The organism is Parabacteroides acidifaciens, assembly GCF_003363715.1.
GTDB lineage: Bacteria > Bacteroidota > Bacteroidia > Bacteroidales > Tannerellaceae > Parabacteroides > Parabacteroides acidifaciens.
In genome coordinates this window covers 51,065-76,983 of sequence record NZ_QREV01000019.1, presented here as the reverse complement: position 1 = coordinate 76,983, position 25,919 = coordinate 51,065, and the positions used below count along the sequence as shown (strand labels likewise).

At 47.2% G+C, this 25,919-nt stretch carries 23 protein-coding genes; 17 read left to right on the top strand and 6 right to left on the bottom strand.

Annotated features, from left to right (window positions below; genetic code table 11):
- The first annotated feature begins 915 nt into the window (after positions 1–915).
- The 11 genes from pbpC to DWU89_RS09975 all read left to right on the top strand — a co-directional run bounded on the left by pbpC (position 916) and on the right by DWU89_RS09975 (position 10,421).
- The gene (gene pbpC, locus DWU89_RS10020) at positions 916–3,255 is read left to right on the top strand and encodes a penicillin-binding protein 1C (protein WP_115499507.1); all 2,340 of its coding nucleotides are present in this window, start codon (positions 916–918) and stop codon (positions 3,253–3,255) included.
- A gap of 64 nt (positions 3,256–3,319) precedes the next feature.
- Positions 3,320–3,529: a hypothetical protein gene (locus tag DWU89_RS10015; RefSeq protein WP_115499506.1), complete on the top strand. Its 210-nt coding sequence runs from the start codon at positions 3,320–3,322 to the stop codon at positions 3,527–3,529.
- Entirely contained in the window at positions 3,529–3,843 is a 315-nt protein-coding gene (locus tag DWU89_RS10010) for a hypothetical protein (protein WP_115499505.1), read from the top strand. Before DWU89_RS10015 ends, DWU89_RS10010 begins: the two co-directional genes overlap by 1 nt.
- Positions 3,844–4,002: 159 nt before the next feature.
- A complete protein-coding gene (locus DWU89_RS10005; protein ID WP_115499504.1) occupies positions 4,003–4,230 on the top strand; it encodes a 4Fe-4S dicluster domain-containing protein in 228 nt (75 codons plus the stop codon).
- Between the two features lie 9 nt (positions 4,231–4,239).
- A complete protein-coding gene (locus tag DWU89_RS10000; protein ID WP_115499513.1) occupies positions 4,240–5,325 on the top strand; it encodes a 3-methyl-2-oxobutanoate dehydrogenase subunit VorB in 1,086 nt (361 codons plus the stop codon).
- Between the two features lie 22 nt (positions 5,326–5,347).
- Entirely contained in the window at positions 5,348–5,521 is a 174-nt protein-coding gene (locus DWU89_RS20780; RefSeq protein ID WP_167451656.1) for a hypothetical protein, read from the top strand.
- Between the two features lie 93 nt (positions 5,522–5,614).
- On the top strand, positions 5,615–6,379 hold the full coding sequence (locus DWU89_RS09995; RefSeq protein ID WP_115499503.1) for a thiamine pyrophosphate-dependent enzyme: 765 nt from the start codon (positions 5,615–5,617) through the stop codon (positions 6,377–6,379).
- A 25-nt stretch (positions 6,380–6,404) separates the two neighbouring features.
- Positions 6,405–6,764, top strand: coding sequence for a four helix bundle protein (locus tag DWU89_RS09990; protein ID WP_115499502.1), 360 nt, complete (start codon positions 6,405–6,407; stop codon positions 6,762–6,764).
- Positions 6,765–6,806: 42 nt separating this feature from the next.
- The gene (locus tag DWU89_RS09985; protein ID WP_115499501.1) at positions 6,807–7,349 is read left to right on the top strand and encodes a 2-oxoacid:acceptor oxidoreductase family protein; all 543 of its coding nucleotides are present in this window, start codon (positions 6,807–6,809) and stop codon (positions 7,347–7,349) included.
- 128 nt (positions 7,350–7,477) lie between these two features.
- On the top strand, positions 7,478–9,589 hold the full coding sequence (locus DWU89_RS09980) for a putative porin (protein WP_115499500.1): 2,112 nt from the start codon (positions 7,478–7,480) through the stop codon (positions 9,587–9,589).
- A 4-nt stretch (positions 9,590–9,593) separates the two neighbouring features.
- Positions 9,594–10,421, top strand: a complete 828-nt coding sequence (locus tag DWU89_RS09975) for a transporter substrate-binding domain-containing protein (protein WP_115499499.1) — start codon at positions 9,594–9,596, stop codon at positions 10,419–10,421.
- Between the two features lie 12 nt (positions 10,422–10,433).
- Here DWU89_RS09975 and DWU89_RS09970 read toward each other — a convergent pair whose 3' ends face one another.
- Positions 10,434–11,978 carry a PAS domain-containing sensor histidine kinase gene (locus DWU89_RS09970; RefSeq protein WP_115499498.1) on the bottom strand — a complete coding sequence of 515 codons (1,545 nt, stop codon included), beginning with the start codon at positions 11,976–11,978 and terminating at the stop codon, positions 10,434–10,436.
- 188 nt (positions 11,979–12,166) lie between these two features.
- On the opposite strand from DWU89_RS09970, the gene DWU89_RS09965 reads away from it, so the two are divergent.
- Positions 12,167–13,450, top strand: a complete 1,284-nt coding sequence (locus DWU89_RS09965) for a DEAD/DEAH box helicase (protein WP_115499497.1) — start codon at positions 12,167–12,169, stop codon at positions 13,448–13,450.
- 103 nt (positions 13,451–13,553) lie between these two features.
- On the opposite strand, the gene rho is transcribed toward DWU89_RS09965, so the two are convergent.
- The 5 genes from rho to aspS form a co-directional block, all read right to left on the bottom strand.
- Entirely contained in the window at positions 13,554–15,620 is a 2,067-nt protein-coding gene (gene rho, locus DWU89_RS09960; protein WP_115499512.1) for a transcription termination factor Rho, read from the bottom strand.
- Positions 15,621–15,803: 183 nt separating this feature from the next.
- Positions 15,804–17,138, bottom strand: coding sequence for a tRNA lysidine(34) synthetase TilS (gene tilS, locus DWU89_RS09955; protein WP_115499496.1), 1,335 nt, complete (start codon positions 17,136–17,138; stop codon positions 15,804–15,806).
- Positions 17,139–17,142: 4 nt separating this feature from the next.
- Positions 17,143–17,907 (bottom strand): zinc ribbon domain-containing protein, encoded by a 765-nt coding sequence (locus DWU89_RS09950; protein WP_115499495.1) that lies wholly within the window; start codon positions 17,905–17,907, stop codon positions 17,143–17,145.
- A 1-nt stretch (position 17,908) separates the two neighbouring features.
- Entirely contained in the window at positions 17,909–19,006 is a 1,098-nt protein-coding gene (locus tag DWU89_RS09945) for a Nif3-like dinuclear metal center hexameric protein (protein ID WP_115499511.1), read from the bottom strand.
- A gap of 83 nt (positions 19,007–19,089) precedes the next feature.
- Positions 19,090–20,847 (bottom strand): aspartate--tRNA ligase, encoded by a 1,758-nt coding sequence (gene aspS, locus DWU89_RS09940; RefSeq protein WP_115499494.1) that lies wholly within the window; start codon positions 20,845–20,847, stop codon positions 19,090–19,092.
- 227 nt (positions 20,848–21,074) lie between these two features.
- Between aspS and DWU89_RS09935 the strand changes: the two genes are divergently transcribed.
- From DWU89_RS09935 to recA, 5 genes are all read left to right on the top strand, one after another.
- Positions 21,075–21,809 carry a lysophospholipid acyltransferase family protein gene (locus DWU89_RS09935; protein WP_115499493.1) on the top strand — a complete coding sequence of 245 codons (735 nt, stop codon included), beginning with the start codon at positions 21,075–21,077 and terminating at the stop codon, positions 21,807–21,809.
- A 284-nt stretch (positions 21,810–22,093) separates the two neighbouring features.
- Positions 22,094–23,287, top strand: a complete 1,194-nt coding sequence (locus DWU89_RS09930; RefSeq protein WP_115499492.1) for a saccharopine dehydrogenase family protein — start codon at positions 22,094–22,096, stop codon at positions 23,285–23,287.
- On the top strand, positions 23,288–24,298 hold the full coding sequence (locus tag DWU89_RS09925; protein ID WP_115499491.1) for a radical SAM protein: 1,011 nt from the start codon (positions 23,288–23,290) through the stop codon (positions 24,296–24,298). It begins immediately after the preceding gene.
- A gap of 9 nt (positions 24,299–24,307) precedes the next feature.
- On the top strand, positions 24,308–24,766 hold the full coding sequence (gene bcp / locus DWU89_RS09920; protein WP_115499490.1) for a thioredoxin-dependent thiol peroxidase: 459 nt from the start codon (positions 24,308–24,310) through the stop codon (positions 24,764–24,766).
- A 7-nt stretch (positions 24,767–24,773) separates the two neighbouring features.
- Positions 24,774–25,817 (top strand): recombinase RecA, encoded by a 1,044-nt coding sequence (gene recA / locus DWU89_RS09915; protein WP_115499510.1) that lies wholly within the window; start codon positions 24,774–24,776, stop codon positions 25,815–25,817.
- Positions 25,818–25,919 lie beyond the last annotated feature (102 nt).

Sequence of the window (25,919 nt, the reverse complement as noted above, 5' to 3'; positions counted from 1 at the left end):
GGGCAGTTTTGACACATCCCTAAGCTCTAAAACCGTTCGTTGAAACGAAACGGCAAAAGAGAGCCTGCGGCAGGGGGCTTATTGTAAAAAACGTATTTTTCAGGCTCGAAAGACATCCGAAACCGAACAAATGTCAACCCGCTTTTCAGCTGTCAAAAAGGGGCTTTTTCCTATGATCCGGAACCTTATCGCCATGAAAAGGGACTTTATTGCTCTGATCCGGGACTTTGTTGCTCTAAAGGTTGACTTCATATAGCGCGAAGTCAACCTTCAAAGCGATGAAGCGTTACTTCAAGGCAATTTTCTGCGCACCTCGCGGCAACAAGCCTTCATAATTTCCTTGGGATATTTGGAACGCAGTCCGCCTTCGTTCGCAAATATTCGATTCTCCGGGAGTTAAGCTTTATCACTTTGCCAGTGTTTCCGGTTTCCGGCAATCAAATTGTACGCTTTCCGGAATGGGCTGCGCACCTCATCTCCTCTGTTGTCAGTCGAACAGGTTAAAACCATGAAAAAAGTCAATTCAAAATCAATCAACTTTTCGGACGAAATAGAAAAATGGCCGAGGGGAGAGGTTATTGTACATTCCCTCATTTTTACATTATTTTTCCCTTTTTCTTTGTTTATTTCATATCCGCCGCTTTCTTTTGGGATAACCGAGACTGCCTGCCTTTATACGATCCCACATCAAGTGCGGGGACAGGCACTTTTATCCGGATAAAAATGCAGTCCATCAACACTTTTATCCGGATAAAAATGTATTATCAGCGCACTTTTATCCAGATAAAGCAGAAACGCATCTATTTTTTTATACTATCTTTGCTTGTGAATAGCTACTTCAAATAAGCATCATATATGGGCCCCTGTATGCTATTGGAAATATATGACAATCTTCGTTTCAAATAAACAGAGGCAATGATTCATCTATTCTTCATAAAACTATTGATAGAAGTCATTATGTATCTGGCTGCTCCCCGGACTATCTTTCCGGAGTCCTGCTCCACCCTGCTCTATTCTTCCGAAGGGCAGTTGTTGGGAGCACGGATCGCACCGGACGGACAGTGGCGTTTTCCGCCGGCGGACACGATACCGGATAAGTTCGTTACCTGTCTCCTGACATATGAAGACAAACGCTTTTACCGGCATCCCGGAATAGACCCGATCGCCATCGTACGGGCAGCACGGCTCAACCTCACGGCTCGCCGGGTGGTTAGCGGCGGAAGTACCGTCACGATGCAACTGGCACGCATTGCAAGAGGAAACCGCAACCGTACATTATATGAAAAAGTGGTCGAAACAGCTTGGGCATTGTTGTTGGAAACGGCATACAGCAAGGATAAGATACTTAACCTCTACGCTTCACATGCCCCGTTCGGGGGGAACGTGGTCGGTATAGAAGCGGCCGCATGGCGCTATTTCGGGCGAAACGCAGCCGAGCTGTCGTGGGCCGAAAATGCCACACTTGCCGTATTGCCCAACTCGCCCGCCCTGATTCATCCCGGACGTAACCGGGAGAAATTGAAGGCCAAACGCGACAAGCTATTGGCATCTCTGAAGAAATCGGGCGTACTGGACGAAACGACATACGAACTGGCCTGCATGGAACCGCTGCCCGAAGCCCCTGTCCCGCTACCCGACGAAGCGCCCCACCTGCTCGAACGGCTGGCAGCCGATGCTCCGGGAACGCGTATCACGACCTCCGTCCGCCAAATGCTGCAACGGCAGGCACAGGCGATCGTCAACCGGTATGCACGCGACTATAGTTCCAATTATATCCATAATCTGGCTGCCCTCGTCACCGACACCGAAACAGGCGAAGTGCTTGCCTATGCCGGAAACGTCACCTTCCGGGCCGATGCCCGCAAGGGAAACCAGGTCGACATCATCACCTCGCCCCGCAGCACAGGCAGCATCCTGAAACCGTTCCTTTACGCCGCCATGCTGCATGACGGGTTACTGCTTCCGGGCACACTCGTCTCGGATGTACCATTGAACATTAACGGCTTCACGCCCCAAAACTACAACAAGACGTTCTACGGGGCTGTCCCGGCACACCGGGCGATCGAACGTTCGCTCAATGTCCCGTTGGTACGGATGCTTTCCCAATATAACACCGGGCGGTTCATGTCGCTGCTGAAAAAGGCAGGTATGACTACACTCCGTTTTTCAGAAGAACACTATGGCGCTTCCTTGATCTTGGGAGGTGCGGAAGGGACGTTATGGGATCTGACAGGGATGTACGCTTCGCTGGCGCGGACGCTTTCGCACTACCGGCCCTACAATGGGCGCTACAACCCGGCCGATATCCACCCGCTGACACCGTTTCCGGCTCATGCCGACACCCCTATCCTGTCTGTTGCCGACAAACGGCTCACAGACCGTCCTCTCCTCTCTGCCGCCTCCATCTGGTTCACCTTCGAAGCGATGTCTGCCCTGAACCGCCCGGAAGAAGAAGCGGACTGGCAACAGTTCGAATCGATGAAGCAGGTGGCTTGGAAAACGGGAACAAGCTACGGAGGACGTGACGCCTGGGCGATCGGGACAACACCGCGCTATACGGTAGGCGTATGGGTGGGGAATGCTTCGGGCGAAGGGCGGCCGGGTTTGACGGGTGTGGGAAATGCGGCTCCTGTCCTCTTCGACCTTTTCTCGCTGCTTCCGGGAGGCAACTGGTTCGATATGCCTTACGACGAACTCGAACCGATGGCGGTCTGCCGTCTCAGCGGGCATAAGGCTTCCGCTATCTGCGACCAGGTCGATACGCTCTATATGCCCCGCTCGGGCAACGGCACAGCGGTTTGTCCCTACCACAGGCTTGTCCATCTTTCTGCAGACGGGCGTTTCCGGGTGAACAGCTCTTGCGAATCGGTGGACCGGATGATCACGCGTTCCTGGTTCGTACTGCCTCCCTCGCAGGAATATTATTACCGGAATTACCATATCGACTACGCGCCCCTGCCTCCGGTCAAACCGGGATGCGCCCCCGAGCAGAGCCGGCAGATCGAACTGATCTATCCGGAGCATAACGCCATCCTCTACCTGCCCAAAGGCTTCTCCGGCAAACCGGAAAAGTTCATCTTCAAAGCAGCTCATGCACGTCCCGACGCCACCCTCTACTGGCATCTCGACGCCACCTATCTCGGTGAAACAACCGGCAACCACCAAATCGCCTGCCAAGCTGATCCGGGCAAACATCTGCTGACGCTGATAGACAATTTCGGGAATCAGAGGAAGATATTGTTTGAGGTAAAATGATTGTTACTTTTGGCTTGTTTAATTGATTTATAATTCGTTCTTTTGTAAAACATTCAATTTATGTATGAAGAAAAAGAAAACTACATATCGTTTAGCAATGAAAGAGCAATCTTCTTGTTCTTTGCATGAACCGGAGATAGCATATGGACAATCTCAAAGAGACGTTGATGTTTATGCTGTTATCTCACAAAAAGAGCTTGACGAAAACTGCCTGACTTTAGCTGAATCAAAACGTCTGATAATGGAAAAGATCCACAAACACTTTACCCCTTAATGGACGTTTATATTGACAAACGGGTACATCAGCAAATAGAAGACTTTTACGATGTAGCTTTATTAAGACACCCTTCATTAGATGAAGTCATAGTAATGCGTAAAATCCAGCGTTTGTATGATGCGCTTGAGTTATTAGGGCTCTATGCTTCCATTTATCCGATTTCACGTATAAAAGAAGAATGGATAACCAAAGGCTATAGGGAATATATTATTGAAGACTTTCATTTTGCATATCAGATTTACAAAAAAGAAAATGGCGAAGTTTTTGTCCGGGTACATGATGCTTGTCATAGCTTCCTTTATCACGAATAATTTTCAGACACATACAATCGGTCACCCGTTTCTCCGAGCAAACAGCCTGGTCACATTATTAAAATCAGGAATAAAAGATTCTATCTATAAAGTTTTTACTACCTTTGGCAATCTTAAACAAAATAGTTAGTGTTACATTAGTTTTTAAATATAGAAATTATGGCGAAGATTAAAGGAGCTGTTGTTGTAAACACAGAACGATGCAAAGGCTGTAACCTTTGTGTAGTAGCCTGCCCGTCGGATGTACTCGAATTGCATCCGCGCGAAGTAAACAACAAGGGATACCATTATGTGTATATGAAAAACCCTGACGACTGCATCGGTTGTGCAAGTTGCGGGTTAGTTTGTCCGGACGGGTGTTTAACCATCTACAAAGTAAAAATATAATTGACAGATATGGCAGAAGATGTAAAATTAATGAAGGGTAACGAAGCCATCGCACATGCGGCTATCCGCTATGGTGTGGACGGTTATTTCGGTTACCCGATCACTCCGCAATCGGAGATACTGGAAACCCTGATGGCAGAAATGCCTTGGGAAACCACCGGGATGGTCGTGCTACAGGCTGAAAGCGAAGTAGCTGCTATTAATATGGTATATGGCGGTGCCGGTACAGGTAAACGTGTGATGACCTCTTCGTCCAGCCCTGGTATCAGCTTGAAACAAGAAGGTATATCTTATCTGGCAGGTGCCGAACTGCCTTGCCTGATCGTGAACGTGATGCGTGGCGGTCCCGGTTTGGGAACAATCCAGCCCAGCCAGGCTGATTATTTCCAGACAGTAAAAGGCGGCGGACATGGCGACTATCGCCTGATCACGCTTGCTCCCTCTTCCGTACAGGAGATGGCCGATTTCGTCGGATTGGGTCTTGAACTCGCTTTCAAATATAACAACCCTGCAATCATTCTCGCAGACGGTATTATCGGACAGATGATGGAAAAAGTGGTATTGCCTCCTTTCCATACGCGCCGTACGGAAGAAGAAATCATTGCCGAATGTCCTTGGGCTGCACAAGGGAAGACTGCCGGCCGTAAGCCGAATGTCATCACATCCTTAGAATTAGACCCGGCAACGATGGAAGAAAACAATATTCGTTTCCAGGCTAAATACCGCAAGATTGAAGAAAACGAAGTACGTTACGAAGAATTCCAGTGCGAAGATGCCGAATATCTGCTGATCGCTTTCGGGTCATCCGCCCGTATCTGCCAGAAAGTGGTGGAAAATGCGCGTGCGGAAGGTATCAAGCTCGGCTTGCTCCGCCCGATTACGCTGTGGCCGTTCCCTAAAGAAGTGATCAAGGCCTATGCCGACAAAGTGAAAGGAATGCTTTCTGTCGAGCTGAACGCCGGACAGATGGTAGAAGACGTTCGCCTGGCAGTGAACGGAAAGATAAAGGTTGAACATTTCGGCCGCCTCGGCGGTATCGTGTTCACTCCGGATGAAGTACTGAATGCGCTTAAGGAATTAATAATTAAGAAGTAAAAATTAAAAACTGATTCTTCTTATGAAGCGCGGAAGTAAAATTGATATGATATTGACCTGGTTATTCATGGCGTTAGCTGTTGCAGCAGTAATCTGCTATTTTGCTTTGCCGGAAAACCGCCTGCCGTTCCTTTATTGCGGCGGTGCGGCGATCTGTTTCCGCCTCGTTCAATATCTGATGCGATTTATTAACTAATAATATGCCAATTGAAAAATGTGCCAATGTGCCAATTATTAATTGTCTTTTCATTGGCATATTGGCAAATTAGCAAATTGAAAAATTATTCTTATGGAACTTAATGAAATAATTAAACCGGAGAACCTGGTGTACGAAAAGCCCGGGTTAATGAACGAAAATCCCATGCACTACTGCCCCGGTTGCAGTCACGGTGTCATACATAAGCTGATCGCCGAAGTGATTGCCGACATGGGTATGGAAGACAAAACGATCGGTGTCTCTCCCGTGGGATGTGCCGTATTTGCGTATAACTATCTGGATATCGACTGGCTCGAAGCGGCCCACGGACGTGCTCCGGCTATCGCAACCGCCGTTAAACGCCTGAATCCGGAGAAAATGGTATTTACTTACCAGGGTGACGGTGACTTGGCTGCAATCGGTACTGCCGAAACAATCCATGCCGCCAACCGTGGAGAAAATATTGTAATTGTATTCGTCAACAATGCCATCTACGGCATGACCGGTGGTCAGATGGCTCCTACCACACTGGAAGGAATGCCGACATCGACCTGTCCTTACGGCCGTAATATTGCCTTGAACGGTTATCCGCTGAAAATCGGTAATCTGCTTGCCCAACTGGAAGGAACCTGCCTGGTTACACGCCAGAGCGTTCAGACTGCCGCAGCCGTTCGTAAAGCAAAAAAGATGCTCCGCAAGGCTTTTGAAAACTCGATGGCCGGCAAAGGCACATCGGTTGTAGAGTTTGTTTCCACCTGTTCATCCGGCTGGAAAATGACACCTGAAAAGGCTAACAAATGGATGGAAGAGAATATGTTCCCGTTCTATCCGTTGGGAGATCTGAAAAATAAAGAATAATTTGCCAATTAGATAATGTGCCAATATGCCAATTAATACCAGAAATATCATACTTGAAAAAAGTTTATCTTTTGCTCTCTCAATAATTAACTTTTGTGAAGAACTGGAGCAGCATAAAAAGTTTGTTATTTCTCATCAACTTTTAAAAAGTGGCACATCTATCGGGGCAAATATTAATGAAGCCCAAAATAGTGAAAGTCGTGTAGATTTTATTCATAAATTTAAGATAGCGGCTAAAGAAGCAGAGGAGACTAAATATTGGTTATTACTTTGCCAGAAAGCCCCAAGCTATCCATACGAAGAACAATTACTTCATGATCTTTCAGATATACTACGGCTTATAAACAGCATTATTAATTCAGCCAAAAAGTCTGTGCAATCTTAAATTGGCACATTGGCAAATTGGCACATTAGCAAATTATCAGCAATGAAACAAGAAATTATTATAGCAGGTTTCGGTGGGCAAGGTGTTTTGTCGATGGGTAAAATATTGGCTTACTCCGGACTGATGGAAGGAAAGGAAGTAAGTTGGATGCCTTCTTACGGGCCGGAACAGCGTGGCGGTACGGCAAACGTAACGGTTATCCTGAGTGACGACCGTATCAGCTCTCCGGTTCTGAACGAATATGACATCGCCATCATTCTGAACCAGCCCTCTATGGACAAGTTCGAGAACAAAGTGAAAAAAGGCGGTATCATCATTTACGACGGATACGGCATTCATACACCTGTGAAACGTACTGATGTGAGTGTATATCGTGTGGATGCAATGGATGCAGCTACTGAAATGAAGAACGAAAAGGCATTCAATATGCTGATCCTCGGCGGACTGTTGCAGATCGCTCCGATGGTGAAACTGGAAAACGTATTGCTGGGGTTGAAAAAATCCCTGCCTGAACGTCACCATAAGCTCATCCCGATGAATGAAGCGGCCATCAAGAAAGGTATGGAGATTATACAGAAGATGTAATAATGTGCCAATATTTCAATGTGCCAATATGCCAATGAGGCAATGTGCCGATAAATATACTAACTAATATTAATTGGCACATTGACACATTGTCCATATTGGCACATTATTATTATCTTTGCCCCACAATGAAGCATAGCTTATACATATTATTATTATTGATAATATCCGCTTCGGCCCTGCATGCGCAACGCCGCCCGGGCGGAGAGAGGAAAGGATTCTCGCTTGGCAACCTTTCTAAAGCAAACCAGGAAGTCCCTGACAGCCTGCTGATTCCGGATAGCTCGTCGATTAACGACAGGCGTGTAACCGCATACCGGCTTACTCCTTTGTTAGGCGATCCTTATGTCGCTCCGATGGATACGCAGAGACTGAACTTTGCCAACAGTACACTGGTGGAAGCAGAATCCCTCGCAGTCGGTTATCTGGCTAACACAGGTTCACCGGCACAGACCCGTATCTTTTCAGACCGCAAGGAACCTCGCGACTTCATATTCGCCGATCCCTACGATTATTATATTACAGATCCTCTCAATGCAGAGTACTACAACACAAAAATCCCTTATACGAATGTGATGTACACGACTATGGGAGGAAGTGACAGTAAAAACGAACGGTTGAAAGGCACATTGACGATGAATTTCGGTCCGAAAATTAATGTGGGTGGGGATTTGGACTATATCTACAGTCGCGGGTATTATAAAAACAACGGTAATAAACTACTGAGTTACCGTCTTTTCGGCAGCTACAAGTCGGACCGCTATGAAGCGCATGCCTACCTGAGCAACTTTAACTTTATCAATTACGAAAATGGCGGACTGGCCAATGACTCTGTGATTACCAATCCGGATCAATACTTTGCCGGAGAGAGAAACCAGGGTGACCCGAAAGCATTCGACATCCGCTATCCGGTCAAAGCCTGGAACCGCGTACGCGGCAAACAATATTTCCTGAGCCATCGCTATAACCTGGGTTTTGAGCGCGAATTGGAAGAAGAGGTCGACTCGCTCGGCAATCCGGTGAAAGTCTTTATTCCGGTATCCAGCATCATCCATACATTGGAATATCAGGACAACTGCCGTCGTTTCCGGTCGGAAGAAAATAAGAACCTAAACGAATGTTATCTGACTCCGGATGGTGATCCGCGAGTATTCGGGCTGGAGAACGGTACCGGTGTTGACGACCGGACCTCCTATTGGAATCTGAAGAATACATTCGGACTATCCCTTCGTGAAGGGTTCCAGGATTGGGCTAAATTCGGAATCACAGCTTTCGCAACCTTTGACAAACGTAAGTTCCAGCTTCCGGCAGAAATCCCGGGACTATCCTATAATCCGGAAACGGGTAGCGGCATATACGCTTCTCCCTCCACTCTTAATTTCCCGATCACGCAGGCCTATGACGAATTTTCGACCTATATCGGAGCGGAAATATCCAAACGCCAGGGAAGTATCCTGACCTATAATGCCCGTGGAGAACTTTGTGTTGTAGGTGATGATATCGGAGAATTCCGGGTAACAGGAAACCTGCAAACCAAATTCAAATTATTCAAGAAAGATGCGACGATCAGTGCGGAAGGATACATCAAAAATGTAACCCCTGCTTTCTATATGCGTCACTTCCACTCCCGTTACTTCTGGTGGGATAACCGGGATATGAACATGATCCAGCAGATTTATGCCGGAGCCAAAATAGACTTGGAGTCAACCCGGACACAATTATCCGCCGGCGTCGAAAGCATACAGAACTATGTATTTTTCAACAAACAGGGTATGCCGGAACAGAAAAGCGGAAACTTGCAGGTGATAAGCGCCCGTATTAAACAAGACATCATGTACCGGGCTTTCGGTTGGGAAAACGAAGTTGCCTATCAATTGAGCAGCGACAAAGACGTACTGCCGCTACCGCAGATCAGCCTGTACACAAATATGTATGTAAAGTTTAAAGTAGCAAAAGTGTTGACTATGCAGCTTGGAGCCAATATGTATTATAACACTTCTTATTACGCTCCGTACTACGAACCGGCTACCCAGCAGTTCCAATTGCAGGACGAAGTGAAAGTCGGCAATTACCCGCTCGTCAACGCTTACGTCAATTTCCATCTGAAACAGGCCCGTTTCTTTGTGATGGGCTACAACCTGAGTTCCAAGTTCGTCAATCCGAACTACTTCTCGCTGGCACATTATCCGCTGGATCCGTTTGTCCTGAAAATGGGCGTGGCCGTAACATTCAACAACTGATTTTATGAAATCGAGAAAGCTGATAGGAGTCTATGCCGGACTGCTGATTATAGCCGTTGCAACCATGATCATGCTATGGCGCTTGAAGACGATGCAAAAAGCAGAAATACTCCCACGCGATTATCCGGAGATAAAGCAAGAAGGAATCCTGCGGATGGTGACCGAATACAACCAGTCCGGTTATTATGTGGCAGGCGACACGATAGAAGGTTTTCAATACGAACTGAGTCAGGCGATAGCCAAACTGTCCGGTCTGGAAGTCCAGACTCATCTGGAGATGAGCCTTGCCGAAAGTTTTCAAGAACTTGAAAAGAACAAATGCGACATTATTGCCCGCAACATTCCTATCACCAGCGATATCAAAGAAGAATATCTGTTCACGGAACCGATCGTACTCAATAAACAAGTCCTGGTACAGCGAACGGAAGAAGCCAATAAAGGGATCAAACCGCTCCGTAATCAGCTTGACCTCGCCGGTAAAACCCTATATATACCGAAAGATTCTCCCGCCCGGCTCCGGCTCCAGAACTTGGGACATGAGATCGGCGATACGATTTATGTGGTAGAAGATGAGCTATATTCAGGTGAACAACTCGCCATCATGGTGGCCAAAGGAGATATCGATTATGCCGTTTGCGACCAACAGATTGCTACACTTTCCCAAAAGCAACTCCCCGAAATAGATATCAAAACAGATATAAGTTTCACGCAACTTCAGTCGTGGGCAGTCCGCAAAGACTCTCCCATCCTGCTCGACAGCCTGAACAGCTGGCTGGACCAGATTCGGAAAAACGGGACATTTAATAAGATATACAAGAAATACTATCAATAATGTTCCAACAAATTATTCATCATGCGACGGCAGTATGAAGAAGAAAGTAGAACCGACTCCAAGCTCCGACTCCACATGCATGGAACCGCCCATCTTCGTCACTAACCCCTGACAGATGGCAAGCCCCAAGCCGATGCCTTCCACATAATCGTTCACCTTGACAAAGCGGGTAAAAAGGCTATCCAATTTATCTTTTGCTATGCCGATACCCGTATCCCTGACATAGAACTCCAATTTTTTATCCTGCAGACAAGTATATCCCAAAGTGATACTTCCCTCCTTGGTATTCTTGATGGCATTATTCGCCAGATTATTAATCAGCTGCAACAAACGGATACTGTCTGTCCCGAATGTACAAGAGGCACACCCTTTTTCAAGGAGTAGCTGAACTCCTTCCGGCATACGCAATTTGACGGAAGCGAACGTCGTGTCCATCAAGTCATTTATATCGACAGGCGCATAACTGATCTTGATTGCATCCGCCTCTATTTTTGACAGATCGAGGATATCGTTTATTAATTGCATCAATAACTGGTTGTTTGCCTTGATGATTTCATAATACCCCTGGCGTTCTTCGTCAGAATCGGCAAAAGCCATCAATTCCGAAAAACCCGTGATCGCATTCAGCGGTGTACGGATCTCGTGGCTCATATCGGCCAGATACTTTGATTTCATCTTATCGGCAAGTTCCGCTTTATGCTTTGCTTCCTCGAGATTCAACTCCTGCCCTTTACGCTCTTGTATATTGATCGTACATCCCAAAACCACAAGCGCCCTCCCCTGCTCATCGCGCTCGTAAACGGAAGCGGACGACTCACGCCAATGATATGCATCCATGCCCGGATATTTCACACGTAATTCTATTTTTATTTCCGATATTTCACCCCGGCATAATTTACGAAAAGCTTCATCATGCATCTCTCTATCATCCGGATGGACACGTGCGGCAAAACGCAGCCAAGAGATTTTGACCAACTCGTCTTCCTTTCCCGGAAGCCAGTTATTTACCTGGACAACCGAGTCGTTATAATTTCGTTTGCTTTCCGGATTCACAAAGACCGAGCAGAGGCGGATATCATTGGAGGACAAAGCCATTTTGGTGAGTACCTGAGAACGGCGCAGTTCATTTTCCATCACTTTACGGGATGTGACATCACGCCATAAAGCCAACAATAAAGGCTTGCCGTTACTCAATGAGATTGGGAATTTGGTTACTTCTATATCTTTCCGGACACCACGCTTATTCGTTATCCTACCCTTAAACTCTACCGTTTTACCCGTATTCATAATATCACTGTCCAATATCAGGCGCTTTTCAGCCGACATAATGGCATCGAAATTAAGTTCAAAATCATTATGCCCCTCAACTTCATTTGTGTAAATACCGGTAATTTCTTCCATAAAATGATTCCAATAAAGATACTTGAAATCATTCTCTGCATCTTTTACAAATACACCTAACGGTAGTTTATCCAAGATTGTATTAATCAGTTCATGTAATGAATCCTGATTCCGTAAGATCGGTAGAATGTCACTTCCTCCCTGTGTGCTGCCCATAACAATAAATGCTTTTAAACGCTAATGTGGGTATAAAGATATTTATTTTTATTACAATATGCCCGCAAACCCTCATTAAAATCAACCCTCGATTGAAAAAAAACAGCAATTTTAAAAGAAGAGCCATGCTACTAATAATAAATATTGCCAAATATTATATACCTTTACCGGGAATTTAATGATGAAAGATGAGATTTGACGAATTGGATTTAGAAGAGGCAGTATTGGACGGCCTCGATGCAATGAATTTCCAGGAGACGACTCCTGTACAGGAACTAACGATTCCGGTTATATTGGAAGGGAAAGACATTATTGCCTGTGCACAAACAGGGACAGGGAAAACAGCGGCTTATGTGTTGCCGGTGATCAACGAACTCAGTAAAGGATTACATCCGGCCAATGCAATCAATGCCGTTATCATGGCTCCTACGCGTGAACTGGCACAACAGATTGACCAACAAATAGAAGGTTTCACCTACTTTGTTCCTGTCTCCGCCGTTGCTGTATACGGGGGAACGGATGGTATTGCCTGGGAACAACAGAAGCGTGGCATGGAAATGGGGGCCGATATTGTGATTGCGACTCCAGGGCGTTTGTTGTCCCATATCAAACTGGGTACGGTCGACCTATCGCAGGTTTCCTTCTTCATCCTGGATGAAGCAGACCGGATGCTCGACATGGGATTTTATGAAGACATCATGCAAGTGCAGAAACTGCTGCCTGAAACTTGTCAGACCATTATGTTCTCTGCAACCATGCCTCCAAAGATCCGTACGTTAGCCAAAACGATCCTGAAGAATCCGGAAGAAGTCAAAATCGCTATCTCGCGTCCGCCCGAATCGATCATGCAAACGGCTTATATCTGTTACGATATGCAGAAACTGCATATTCTGGAAGATCTGTTTTCACAAAGCCGTCCCCAACGTGTCATCATATTTTCATCGTCAAAAATGAAAGTGAAGGAACTGGCTGCCACGCTGAAACGAATGAAGTTCAACGTAGCCGCCATGCACTCCGACCTCGAACAGTCACAACGCGAAGAGGTAATGAAAGAGTTCAAGAACGGACGTATCGATATTTTGGTCGCAACCGACGTCGTATCACGCGGTATCGATATCAATGATATCAAATTGGTTGTCAACTTCGACATTCCCCACGATCCGGAAGACTATGTACACCGTATCGGCCGTACGGCTCGCGGTACAGGCGGAGAAGGTTTGGCAATCACCTTTGTCTCCATAGAGGAACAGGCACAGTTCAAACGCATCGAACAATTCCTGGAAAAAGAGGTGTACAAGATTCCGGTCGATCCGAAATTCGGAGAAGCCCCCTTATATGAACCGGAAAAGTACGCCAACGTACGCCGTGGCAGAGGACGCCCCCGGAAAGACAGCGGAAAAGGCAACAGCCGTCCGGGAGGAAATTCCGGCAACGGACAACGCCGCCGGGGAAGACCACGGAAGGATGCTTAACTCATAAGAATATACCTCCTAAAGAAAGAAGCAATGTTAGCAAATAAAAAACGCAGATCAAGCATCAGCCTAATCTGCGTTTTTATTTATTCTTTCTATTTATTTATCCGTTCATCGAAGCCAGAAACTCCATATTATCGAATGTCTGTTCCATGCGTTTCTTGACAAATTCCATAGCTTCCATAGAGTTCATATCGGCCAGGTATTTACGCAAGATCCACATACGGTTTACAGTGCTTTCATCCTGCAACAAGTCATCACGACGCGTGCTGGAAGCCGTAATATCGACAGCCGGATAAACGCGCTTGTTTGCCAGCTTGCGGTCCAACTGCAATTCCATATTACCTGTACCCTTGAATTCTTCGAAGATCACATCGTCCATTTTAGAACCAGTCTCTGTCAACGCTGTTGCCAGGATTGTCAGGCTACCGCCGTTTTCGATGTTACGGGCAGCACCGAAGAAACGTTTCGGCTTCTGCAAGGCGTTAGCATCCACACCACCGGAAAGAACCTTACCGGAAGCAGGCTGAACGGTATTATAAGCACGTGCCAGACGTGTAATAGAGTCTAACAGGATCACAACATCATGACCGCATTCGACCATACGTTTTGCCTTGTTCAATACGATTTCGGCAATCTTCACGTGACGTTCCGCCGGTTCGTCGAATGTAGAAGCGATCACTTCCGCATCCACGCTACGGGCCATGTCGGTTACTTCTTCCGGGCGTTCGTCGATCAGCAGGACGATCATATACACTTCCGGATGATTTGCTGCAATCGCATTGGCAATATCTTTCAGCAACATCGTCTTACCAGTCTTCGGCTGTGCCACGATCAGACCACGCTGTCCCTTTCCGATCGGCGAGAACAGGTCTACAACACGTACGGCGATATTATCATATACTTTCGGAGCTTTACGGGCCGTCAGCATGAACTTTTCATCCGGGAAAAGCGGAGTCAGATGATCGAAAGGAACACGGTCGCGAACCTCTTCCGGCGTACGGCCGTTGATCTTGTCCACTTTTACAAGCGGGAAATACTTTTCACCTTCCTTCGGAGGACGGATAGCACCTTCCACCACGTCACCGGTCTTCAGACCGAACAATTTGATCTGTGACTGCGATACGTAAATATCATCCGGGGAAGTCAAATAGTTATAATCGGAAGAACGCAGGAAACCATATCCGTCAGGCATCATTTCCAATACGCCGACACCTGTCAGAATGCCGTCAAATTCGTATTGCTTTTCCTGAGGCGCGTTATTATTGTTATTATTGTTGCGCTGGTTGTTATGATTATTCTGATTGTTCTGTCTGTTGTTATTCTGACGAGGAGCGTTCTGCTGCGGAGCCGGTTGTTCGCTTTGTGCCTTCGGTTCCGGTTTAGCAGGTGTAGAAGAGAACGGGAAAAGCTGGTCGAGAACCGATTTGGTATCCGGATGGCGGAATACCACACGTTTAGGTTCTTCTGCTGAAGCAGGAGCGGCAGGAGCTTCTGCCACGGCAGGTTCCACTGTTACTTCGGGAACTGCTTCAACCGGCAGTTCTTCACCGGCAGATTCTACCACAACGGGAGGAAGCAACGGCTTTTCAGCTTTATCAGCTTTCTTCACGATTACCTTCTTTGCAACAGGCTTTTCTTCTTCAACCGGAGCGTTGGCCGGAGCGTTGGCCGGAGCCTCGATTACCTGAGCGACAGCTTCGGGTGCAGGAGAGGGAGCATTGGCAGAGACCTGATTCTTCGAAACGACAACTTCGTCATTCTCCCGAGTCGGGACAGCAGCGCCAGCCACCTTATCTTTCTTTTCGATACGAGTCCGTTTCTTACGTTCGGGCTGTTCCTTGGTTTCTACTGCAACTTCTTCAACCGAACCGGCTACGGGTGTGGCAGGAGCGGCAACCTTTGTTTTAGCATCGGCTTTTGCGCCTTTCGGGGCTGCAGCTTTAGGAGTTTTCTTAGCCTTGGTTTGCCTTTCTGCTTTCTTAGCCTCCTTCTCTTTCTCCTTTTCAGCCTGAATGCCGGCATACGAGATAGCCTGTTCGTCAAGAATTCTGTATACAAGCTCTTCTTTTTTCAAAGAGCTTACTTTTTTAATACCTAACTCTTCCGCTATACTTTGCAACTCAGGAAGGAGTTTTTCATTTAGTTCTAGAATGTTATATTTTTGCATAATGCGAAGTGAATAATAAAAACGGCGTACGACACGACCTGGTACGGTACGCGTACAACGCAATCATTGTATCTTTTATAATTTGATAATTAATAATTTCATGTGAAAACCGGATTGTTCAGCTAATTTGAATCATTAGTAACACATCTGCGGAGTAAATCTGTGCAAATGTAATAATATTTTTTATTTACTCTCGCTTTTTGTCGGAAAAAAATGCACAACTAACACGCTTTTAGTCATTTTGTCCAAACAAAAACGGTTATCCGGCCGTTCTCCCACAACCCAGATAACAGCGTCTCCACTGCATAAAAGCCACGTTTGTTCCTTGTCGAGACGACTGAATTTACGATCCGAAAAATAATCGCTCAGTTTCTTACGCCCTTTCATTCCGAAAGGAATAAACCAGTCTCCTTCTTTCCAGGTACGCAATGTAAGCGGGAAAGTCAGCTTGTCGTAATCAAAATAGGCGATATTCTTATCTTTCCGGATGTGGAAATCTTCCTTAATAACAACCTTTTCGAAAGAAAGTTCAACGGGTCCTGACCAGTTCTGTTCATCACCGGTCAGGATGTATTCTTTGACCTCTTCTTTTACAAGGGGGGAAAGCAAAAGATAATCCCGGTCTTTTATCAGTCTGTGAGTCGAAGAATAAAAGACTTTGCCCGGTTCTTTCGTCAGGGAGAGATAAACAGCTTCCGCTACCAGTCGGGTAAAGTTATAGGTTTTGAGCAGTTCATACAAGATAGCATCCGGAGAAGGATAACGCATTAAAGCCGCAATGGAAAGACGGTCGCCCGGTTCGACAACACGCCCCCTCGCCTCCTCCACGACATGCAGATAAACGGCTTCGGCAGCCGCCAGATGTTCGGAAGTACGGGCTATAGCCGTCTTGACAGAAGGATTGAGTTCCTCTAAAAGAGGAAGGACACGCAGGCGGATAAAGTTACGGGTATAGGCATCCGATTCGTTTGTACTGTCTGTGACATATCTCAGGTTACGGCCGGCGAGCCACTCCAGGATATCCGCACGACTTACGGCAAGCAAAGGACGTACCACAAACCCATTCCTCGGCCGGATGCCGCTCATTCCCCGGATACCGGTCCCGCGTACCAGATTCATCAAAAGCGTCTCCACACTGTCGTCGCGGTGATGGGCTACGGCAATGGCCTGCGCCCCTGTTGCGAGACGCTGCTCTTCAAACCAATTATAGCGCAATTCACGCGCTGCCATTTCAATCGAGAGATGACGTTCCGCCGCATATTGCCGGGTATCGAAATCCACTTTCAGGAAAGGCACATTCAACTGCCCTGCATATTCCCTCGTGAACTGTTCGTCGCGCATGGATTCGTCGCCCCGCAAATGGAAATTACAATGCGCCGCAATACAGGAATAGCCCGACTCCACCAAAAAGGTGAGTAGGGCTATTGAATCTGCTCCGCCGCTTACGCCGACCAAAACCGGAAGGCTTTCTGTAAGCAACTGATATTTCTCTATATATGCACGTACAACGTCGCGCATCTACTTATTCTTCTATGCCTGCCAATTCAGGGTCGATCATGATACGACCGCAATATTCGCAAACGATAATCTTCTTACGCAATTTGATATCCATCTGCTTCTGGGGCGGGATCTTGTTAAAGCAACCACCGCAAGCATCACGCTGGATATATACGACAGCCAGACCGTTACGCGCACCTTTACGGATACGTTTGAAAGCAGTCAACAGACGCGGTTCGATATTCGCTTCCAGTTTCTTTGCTTTTTCACGCAATTTTTCTTCGTCCTGCTTTGTCTCGGAAATGATCTGTTCCAGTTCACTCTGCTTCAGAGTCAAATCGGCTTTACGGCCGTCCAGTCTTTCGGTCAGTTCGGCAATCTCGGCTTTCTTCTGAACGATCGCTTCTCCGAATTCACGAATCTTCTTTTCTGAGAATTCGATCTCAAGCCCCTGGAATTCTATTTCTTTAGACAAGTTGTCGAATTCACGGTTGTTACGCACGTTATCCAACTGCGTTTTATATTTTTCAATCAGACCGGTAGACTCCGTGATCTTATGTTTCTGTTCTACAACAGCATTCTCAAAGTCCTTGATTTCTGTCTGATAGTTCTGAAGACGTGTTTCCAGACCTGCGATCTCATCTTCCAGGTCCTGCACTTCCAAAGGAAGCTCGCCGCGAAGCGTTTTGATCTTATCAATTTCAGTCATCATCGTCTGAAGCTGATACAGTGTAGAAAGCTTTTCTTCAACTGTAATCTCTTTTTCAGCTGATTGTTTATCTGTAGCCATTCTATAAATATTTTACCGGGTTTGAATTAACATTCGAAAAATGTACCGCAAAGGTAGGGAATTTTTTCGATATTATCTTATAAAAGATGTCTTTTGTACAGACTTCGCTTTCATAATGACCTATAACAGCCAGCAGAATACGGTCCTCGACATCGTAAAAATCATTGTATTTAGCCTCTCCCGTGATGAAAACGTCCGCACCATAACTGATCGCATCCTTGATCAGAAAAGCGCCGCTGCCTCCGCACAAAGCGACTTCCCGTATCAGTTTGCCGGTCAGGGCGGAATGTTTCACACAACCTACCTGGAACAAATCTTTTATCCGTTGCAGGAAGCCCAATTCGTCCTCTTCTTCGGGCAACTCTCCCACTACACCGGAACCAACCTGATCCCAGGCATTATCCAGGGAGTAAAAGTCAAATACAGGCTCCTCATACGGGTGAACGGAAAGCAACGCACGGGTGACCGTCGATTTACGGAAAGCCGGCAATACCATTTCGATACGCACTTCCGGCTCTACATGCAACTCGCCTATTTCACCGCAGAACGGGTTCGTGCCTTCGCCTGCACGGAACGTTCCACTCCCCGGCAGGTTGAAGCTACAGGAATCATAGTCCCCGATAGTCCCGGCCCCGGCATTGAACAGAGTGGTTCTAACCAGTTCGGCATAGGCTTCCGGCACAAAAGTGACCAGCTTCAGCAAAGCCCCTTTCTGCGGGCTCAAGACACGCACATTTTCCAGCCCGATCAGTTCCGCCAGGCGGAAGTTCACGCCTCCCGCCGCATTATCGAGATTGGTATGGGCGGCATAGACCACCAGATCATACTTGCACGCCTTCATCATACACCGCTCGATATAGGTAGAACCCGTCAGAGACTTAAATGCTTTAAAGGCCAAAGGATGATGAGAAATAATCAGGTTGCAACCCGCCTCTATCGCCTCGTCGACCACCTCTTCGGTCACGTCCAGGCAAAGAAGCGCACCGGTGGCAGGCTGATTCACATCCCCGACCTGCACACCTGCATTGTCAAAGCTTTCCTGCAATGGCAACGGAGCGTATTGCTCGATTTCTTTCAGAATATCCTTAACCCTTACCATAATCAATGAATTTATCAATTTGTCAATATGCCAATGTGCCAATCTCTTTCATTGGCATATTGGCACATTACCCAATTATCACATTATTCCTTTATATCTACTTTCAGGCACAGTTCTTCCAACTGCGAATCGTCCAGCTGACCGGGAGCATCCAACATGACATCGCGACCGGAATTGTTTTTCGGGAATGCGATACAGTCGCGGATAGAATCCAGGCCGGCAAACAGAGACACCCAACGATCCAGGCCATAAGCCAAACCGCCATGAGGAGGCGCACCATATTTGAAGGCATTCATCAGGAAGCCAAAACGCTCCTGCGCCTTTTCTTCGGTGAAGCCCAACAACTGGAACATCTTATCCTGCAATTTGCTGTCATGGATACGGATAGAACCGCCACCCACTTCAACGCCATTGATAACCATATCGTACGCATTCGCACGAACGGCTCCCGTATCGCTATCCAGCAACGGGATATCTTCGGGTTTGGGAGATGTGAACGGGTGATGCATAGCATAGAAACGCTGGTCTTCTTCGCTCCACTCGAACAGCGGGAAGTCGATCACCCACAGGCAAGCAAACTTGTTCTTGTCGCGCAGTCCCAACTGACCGGCCACTTCCAGACGCAATTCGCAAAGCTGTTTGCGGGTCTTCATCGCATCGTCACCGGAAAGGATCAGGATCAGGTCGCCCGGTTTTGCACCGAAGGCTTCCTTCATCTGCTGCAACACTTCCTGTGTATAGAATTTATCTACGCTCGATTTCACGTTGCCGTCTGCTTCCACGCGGGCATAAACCATGCCTTTCGCGCCGATCTGCGGACGTTTTACAAATTCCGTCAGCGCATCCAGCTGTTTGCGGGTGTAAGTCGCTGCACCTTCCGCACAGATACCACCGATATAGGCAGCACCGTCGAATACGGAGAAACCGTGTCCCTTCATGATGTCCATCAACTCGACGAACTTCATGCCGAAACGCAAGTCCGGCTTATCGCTTCCGTAATATTTCATGGCATCGTGCCAAGTCATACGCGGGAACGCTTCCTTTATCTCGACACCACGAATGGTCTTGAACAGGTGTTTGGCCATTCCTTCGAAAATATTCAACACATCTTCCTGTTCCACGAAGCTCATCTCGCAGTCGATCTGTGTAAATTCCGGCTGGCGGTCTGCGCGCAGGTCTTCATCGCGGAAACATTTAACGATCTGGAAATAGCGGTCGAAACCGGAAACCATCAGCAATTGCTTCAATGTCTGCGGAGACTGCGGCAATGCATAGAACTGTCCGGGATTCATGCGGGAAGGCACCACAAAGTCGCGGGCCCCTTCCGGAGTGGAGTTTACAAGCACCGGAGTTTCCACTTCCAGGAAACCCTGCTTGTCCAGATAGTTACGCACCTCGAAAGCCATCTTATGACGCAGTTCCAGGTTCTTGCGGACAGCGTTACGACGCAAGTCCAGATAACGGTATTTCATACGCAGGTCGTCACCTCCGTCCGTCTCGTCTTCAATCGTGAAGGGAGGAGTTACGGCTGCATTCAGGATATTCAAGTCTGAAACGATAATTTCGATCTCACCGGTAGGAATGTTCGGATTCTTGCTGGAACGTTCGCGAACGGTTCCTGTTACCTGGATAACATATTCGCGTCCCAGTTTATTCGCTTTCTCACAAAGAGCAGCATCCACTTCCTGGTTAAACACCAATTGCGTAATACCATAGCGGTCGCGGATATCCACGAACGTCATACCACCCATTTTACGGGTTTTCTGCACCCAGCCGGCCAGCGTAATCACCAGGCCTTCGTCAGCAAGGCGCAGGTCGCCACAAGTTCTTGTTCTATACATTATATTTATATTTTAAACTATTATAAAATCAATTTGGTCACAAACAAATAAAATGATATGTAAACCGCCGCAAAGATAGGAAATATATGGACCTTATTATAATGTAAGATAAAAAAAGAAAGCCTCTGAGAGAAACCGGAGGTTCAAAAGTAGAATTTTTTTTATACTTTTGTTACTTCGTTAATGAGGATAAAGTCAAATTTACAAAATACAATTTAAAGGATAAAATGGAAAAAATCATTTCGTATCCGCTTTCAGCTATCTACTATTTGTTATTCGGAATTACACTGGGATGCTTCCACGCGGTACAGTGGGTATGCTTCAACCTCTTTGGTTATAAAGCACATAAAAAGAGTGTGGATGTCATGAATTTCTTCTTAGTCGCTAACACACGCATATTAGGCACAAGATACAAAGTGAGCGGATTAGAAAAGCTCCCGACCGGCTTGCCTCTTATAATTGCCTCGAACCACCAGAGCATGTACGACATCACCACCATTTGCTGGTTCATGCGCAAGGTACATCCCAAGTTTATCAGTAAAATCGAATTAGGTAAAGGTATTCCCAGCATTTCATACAACCTCAACCACGGCGGTTCTGTGCTTATCAACCGGAAAGACCCCAAACAGGCACTGACTGCCATCCGTGTAATGGCTGAATATATTGAAACAAACAAACGTTCGGCAGTCATATTCCCGGAAGGGACACGAAGCAAAACAGGCAAACCCCGTCCTTTTGCCGAAAACGGACTGAAAATCCTCACCAAGTATGCTCCGTCGGCCTACGTCGTACCAATCACTATCAACAACGCATGGAAAATAACAAAATGGGGCTACTTCCCTTTAGGGCTCGGCAACTGCATCGAACTGATCATCCACGACCCAATTCCGGCGAAAGCAAAACCTTTCCCCGAACTTTTCACTGAAATCGAGCAGGCTGTTACCGGCAGCATTAAGTTCTAAGAATTGCCGTATCCGGCATGCCTGCACTTTTGTTTCACCATCCCTAATGCTCTGAAACTTTTGTTTCACCTTTTTCAACAGCATGAAACTAAAGTTTCATCGGCAGGAAACTTTTGTTTCACCGGCAAGAAACTTTAGTTCCATCAGGGAGAAACTTTTGTGTCATCCGCAGGGAAATCTTTTTATTTCCGACCTTACCCGATTATTCAAAGAATCATCGTATATTTGTGGTTAGGTTTAAAACCTTGTAAACTGTATATTAACAAGATTAATTCTATTAGTAAATGGGAAGAGTATTAGTGATTGGTGCAGGGGGCGTTAGTACCGTTGCTGTTAAGAAGATCGCGATGAACGCGGATGTCTTTACCGATATCATGGTTGCCAGCCGTACGAAAAGCAAGTGCGACAAGATTGCTGCCGATATCAAAAATGTAAAGGTGCAGACAGCACAGGTAGACGCGGACAACGTGGAAGAACTGGTTGCCCTGTTCAACGCCTTTAAACCGGACTTAGTAGTAAACCTGGCTTTGCCCTATCAGGACCTTCATATCATGGATGCCTGCCTGGCATACGGTGTCAGCTATCTCGACACGGCCAATTACGAACCGCTGGACGAAGCTAAATACCAATACAGCTGGCAGTGGGCATACAAGAAGCGTTTCGAGGATGCCGGCCTGACCGCTATCCTGGGCTGCGGATTCGATCCGGGCGTGACAGGTGTATATACGGCTTATGCTGCCAAGCATCATTTCGACGAGATACAATATCTGGATATCGTGGACTGCAATGCAGGTGACCACCATAAAGCATTCGCAACCAACTTCAATCCGGAAATCAATATCCGCGAGATTACCCAGCGCGGTAAGTATTACGAAGACGGAGAATGGAAGGAAACAGATCCGCTGTCCGTACACAAGCCGTTGAACTATCCGAACGTAGGCCCGAAAGAATCCTACCTGATGTATCACGAAGAGTTGGAAAGCCTGACGAAGAACTTCCCGACAATCAAGCGTGCCCGCTTCTGGATGACTTTCGGACAGGAATACCTGACTCACCTGCGTGTGATCCAGAATATCGGCATGGCCCGCATCGACCCGATTATGTATAACGGACAGGAAATTGTTCCGATCCAGTTCTTGAAAGCCGTATTGCCGAATCCGGGTGATCTGGGAGAGAACTATACGGGCGAAACGTCCATCGGTTGCCGTATCCGCGGTATCAAGGATGGCAAGGAGCTGACTTATTACGTATATAATAACTGTAGCCACCACGCCGCTTACCTGGAAACCGGTGCACAGGGCGTTAGCTATACGACAGGTGTTCCGGCCATGATCGGCGCCAAACTGTTCATGCAGGGCGTTTGGAAGAAACCGGGCGTGTGGAACGTAGAAGAGTTTGATCCCGATCCATTCATGAAGGAACTGAACGAACAGGGATTGCCTTGGCACGAACTGTTCAATGTGGACCTGGAACTCTAAATGAACATTTATAACATACTGCGCCTCGGTACGCGAATCAAGAGCAGAAGGCTCAAGCTATTGGGACTTTGGCTGTTTCATGTATTGGGTAAACGGTATATCGGAGTCTTTCTCGATCCGGTGCTGGCCTGTAACTTCCGTTGCAAGATGTGTTATTTCAGTGACGAGGAGAAACGGAAAAGCCTGCGGGGTTCCTTGAAATACGAAGAGATGGAAGCCATCGCCGGCAGCCTCTTCCACCGTGCCCTGAAACTTCAGGTCGGATGCGGGGCTGAACCGACGTTGCACAAGGACCTGGTAAAGGTCATTGCATTAGGAAAGAAATATCGGGTCCCATACGTTTCGCTTACGACCAACGGCAATCTGTTGACAAAAGAGCAACTGACCGCTGCCGTAGAGAACGGCTTGGACGAACTGACGCTTTCGGCACACGGCTTTACACGCGAGACATACGAGTATCTGATGACGAACGGCCGTTTCGACCTGTTCCGACAGTTGCTCGCCAATGTCGCAGAGGTGAAGAGACAACATCCGGAGTTCAAGTTGCGCATCAATTATACGATCAACAACGACAACCTGGAAGAACTGAGCCGTATCTGGGAAGTGGTCGGCGACGAACTGGATATCCTGCAACTCCGCCCGATCCAGAAAATCGGGGAAAGCGAATACAAGGATTTCGATCTGGCAAAGATATATGCCCGGTATGACGCCGTACTGGTTCCGCTAATCGAAGAGTGCCGCCGCAGACAGATCACCTGCCTGGTGCCTGAGAAGCAGAACATCATTGTGCTGGAAGAAAACGAGGCGGACGATAACAGTATCGAAAAGATCACTTACTGTTACGTCTCTCCCCAGGAGTGCTGGCAGGATGATTTCGACTACCGGACGGAGACATTCGAATCGTATGCCGCCAGCCATCACATGGGGCGGCAACTTTTAGGCAAAGTCTTCGGACGGAAAGCTCGTAAGAAAGCGGATGTGACACGTAAAATGAATTATAACATCAAGTAAAACAAGTATATGGCAATACAAATAGGAGATAAAGCACCCGAAGTATTGGGACTTGACCAGAACGGAAAAGAGATAAAGCTAAGCGATTTCAAAGGAAAGAAGTTAGCCCTCTATTTCTATCCGAAAGACAACACCAGCGGTTGTACGGCCGAGGCTTGCAGCCTTCGTGACGGTTACGAAGAATTGCGGGCGGCAGGCTACGAAGTGATCGGTGTCAGCAAAGACAGCGCCAAGTCTCACCAGGGATTTATCGCAAAACAGGAACTTCCTTTCAGCCTCATCGCTGATACGGATACGACCCTGCAACAGCAGTTCGGGGTCTGGGCAGAAAAGAAACTGTACGGACGTTCATACATGGGGACTCTCCGTACCACCTTTATAATCAATGAAGAAGGTATCGTTACCAACATCATCGGCCCGAAAGAGGTGAAGACTAAAGACCATGCAAATCAAATCCTTAATCTATAAAAAGGAAATGGCAAAAGAAGATTTATTCGAAGAAGGCAAGCAGCCTGCAGCCGAAAAAGCGGCTGTGAACACAGACAAGTTGAAAGCGCTTCGCGCAGCAATGGACAAGATTGAGAAGAACTACGGAAAAGGTTCTATCATGAAGTTGGGCGACGAAAGTATTGAAAATATTGAAGTGATCCCAACCGGTTCTATCGCTTTGAACGCTGCTTTAGGCGTAGGCGGTTATCCGAGAGGCCGTGTGATCGAAATCTACGGTCCGGAATCGTCCGGTAAGACAACCCTGGCCATCCATGCGATAGCCGAAGCACAGAAAGCAGGCGGTATCGCTGCATTTATCGATGCAGAGCATGCTTTTGACCGTTTCTATGCCGAGAAATTGGGAGTAGACGTGGAAAACCTCTGGATCTCGCAGCCGGACAACGGTGAACAGGCATTGGAAATCGCGGAACAGTTGATCCGTTCATCTGCTGTAGACATCGTGGTTATCGACTCTGTTGCCGCCCTGACGCCAAAAGCTGAAATCGAAGGCGATATGGGTGACAGCAAGATGGGTTTGCAGGCGCGTTTGATGTCTCAGGCATTGCGTAAACTGACGGCGGCCATCAACAAGACAAATACGACTTGTATCTTTATCAACCAGTTGCGTGACAAGATCGGTGTGATGTTCGGTAATCCCGAAACGACTACCGGCGGTAATGCCCTGAAGTTCTATGCTTCCGTACGTCTGGATATCCGCAGCATCGGCAAGTTGAAAGACGGAGACGAAATCAAGGGAAACCAGGTACGCGTCAAAGTGGTAAAGAACAAGGTGGCACCTCCTTTCCGCAAGGCTGAGTTCGACATCATGTTTGGTGAAGGCATCTCCAAAGCCGGTGAAATCATCGACCTGGCAGCCGAGTTGAACATCATCAAGAAAAGCGGCTCATGGTACAGCTACAACGATACGAAGTTAGGTCAAGGACGCGATGCCGCCAAACAGTGCATTGCTGATAACCCGGAACTGGCAGAAGAGCTGTCGGGTTTGATATTCGAGGCATTGAAAGGATAAGATCATTCAATTACTTTTGGCTTGACCCAAAAGTAACCAAAAGGTCAAGGCCGAACCGTCTGTTCCTCTGCGGCCCCGTGTCAAGCACGGGGACAAGGATGC

Coding starts and splice junctions, on each gene's coding strand:
- DWU89_RS09985 (WP_115499501.1), top strand. CDS start 6,807: ATGAAACAAGAAATTATTATAGCAGGTTTCGGTGGGCAAGGTGTTTTG.
- bcp (WP_115499490.1), top strand. CDS start 24,308: ATGGCAATACAAATAGGAGATAAAGCACCCGAAGTATTGGGACTTGAC.
- DWU89_RS09930 (WP_115499492.1), top strand. CDS start 22,094: ATGGGAAGAGTATTAGTGATTGGTGCAGGGGGCGTTAGTACCGTTGCT.
- DWU89_RS20780 (WP_167451656.1), top strand. CDS start 5,348: ATGAAGCGCGGAAGTAAAATTGATATGATATTGACCTGGTTATTCATG.
- recA (WP_115499510.1), top strand. CDS start 24,774: ATGGCAAAAGAAGATTTATTCGAAGAAGGCAAGCAGCCTGCAGCCGAA.
- DWU89_RS09995 (WP_115499503.1), top strand. CDS start 5,615: ATGGAACTTAATGAAATAATTAAACCGGAGAACCTGGTGTACGAAAAG.
- DWU89_RS09970 (WP_115499498.1), bottom strand. CDS start 11,978: ATGGGCAGCACACAGGGAGGAAGTGACATTCTACCGATCTTACGGAAT.
- DWU89_RS09980 (WP_115499500.1), top strand. CDS start 7,478: ATGAAGCATAGCTTATACATATTATTATTATTGATAATATCCGCTTCG.
- pbpC (WP_115499507.1), top strand. CDS start 916: ATGATTCATCTATTCTTCATAAAACTATTGATAGAAGTCATTATGTAT.
- DWU89_RS09925 (WP_115499491.1), top strand. CDS start 23,288: ATGAACATTTATAACATACTGCGCCTCGGTACGCGAATCAAGAGCAGA.
- DWU89_RS09935 (WP_115499493.1), top strand. CDS start 21,075: ATGGAAAAAATCATTTCGTATCCGCTTTCAGCTATCTACTATTTGTTA.
- aspS (WP_115499494.1), bottom strand. CDS start 20,847: ATGTATAGAACAAGAACTTGTGGCGACCTGCGCCTTGCTGACGAAGGC.
- DWU89_RS09990 (WP_115499502.1), top strand. CDS start 6,405: ATGCCAATTAATACCAGAAATATCATACTTGAAAAAAGTTTATCTTTT.
- DWU89_RS09950 (WP_115499495.1), bottom strand. CDS start 17,907: ATGGCTACAGATAAACAATCAGCTGAAAAAGAGATTACAGTTGAAGAA.
- DWU89_RS10005 (WP_115499504.1), top strand. CDS start 4,003: ATGGCGAAGATTAAAGGAGCTGTTGTTGTAAACACAGAACGATGCAAA.
- tilS (WP_115499496.1), bottom strand. CDS start 17,138: ATGCGCGACGTTGTACGTGCATATATAGAGAAATATCAGTTGCTTACA.
- rho (WP_115499512.1), bottom strand. CDS start 15,620: ATGCAAAAATATAACATTCTAGAACTAAATGAAAAACTCCTTCCTGAG.
- DWU89_RS10010 (WP_115499505.1), top strand. CDS start 3,529: ATGGACGTTTATATTGACAAACGGGTACATCAGCAAATAGAAGACTTT.
- DWU89_RS09945 (WP_115499511.1), bottom strand. CDS start 19,006: ATGGTAAGGGTTAAGGATATTCTGAAAGAAATCGAGCAATACGCTCCG.
- DWU89_RS10015 (WP_115499506.1), top strand. CDS start 3,320: ATGAAGAAAAAGAAAACTACATATCGTTTAGCAATGAAAGAGCAATCT.
- DWU89_RS09965 (WP_115499497.1), top strand. CDS start 12,167: ATGAGATTTGACGAATTGGATTTAGAAGAGGCAGTATTGGACGGCCTC.
- DWU89_RS10000 (WP_115499513.1), top strand. CDS start 4,240: ATGGCAGAAGATGTAAAATTAATGAAGGGTAACGAAGCCATCGCACAT.
- DWU89_RS09975 (WP_115499499.1), top strand. CDS start 9,594: ATGAAATCGAGAAAGCTGATAGGAGTCTATGCCGGACTGCTGATTATA.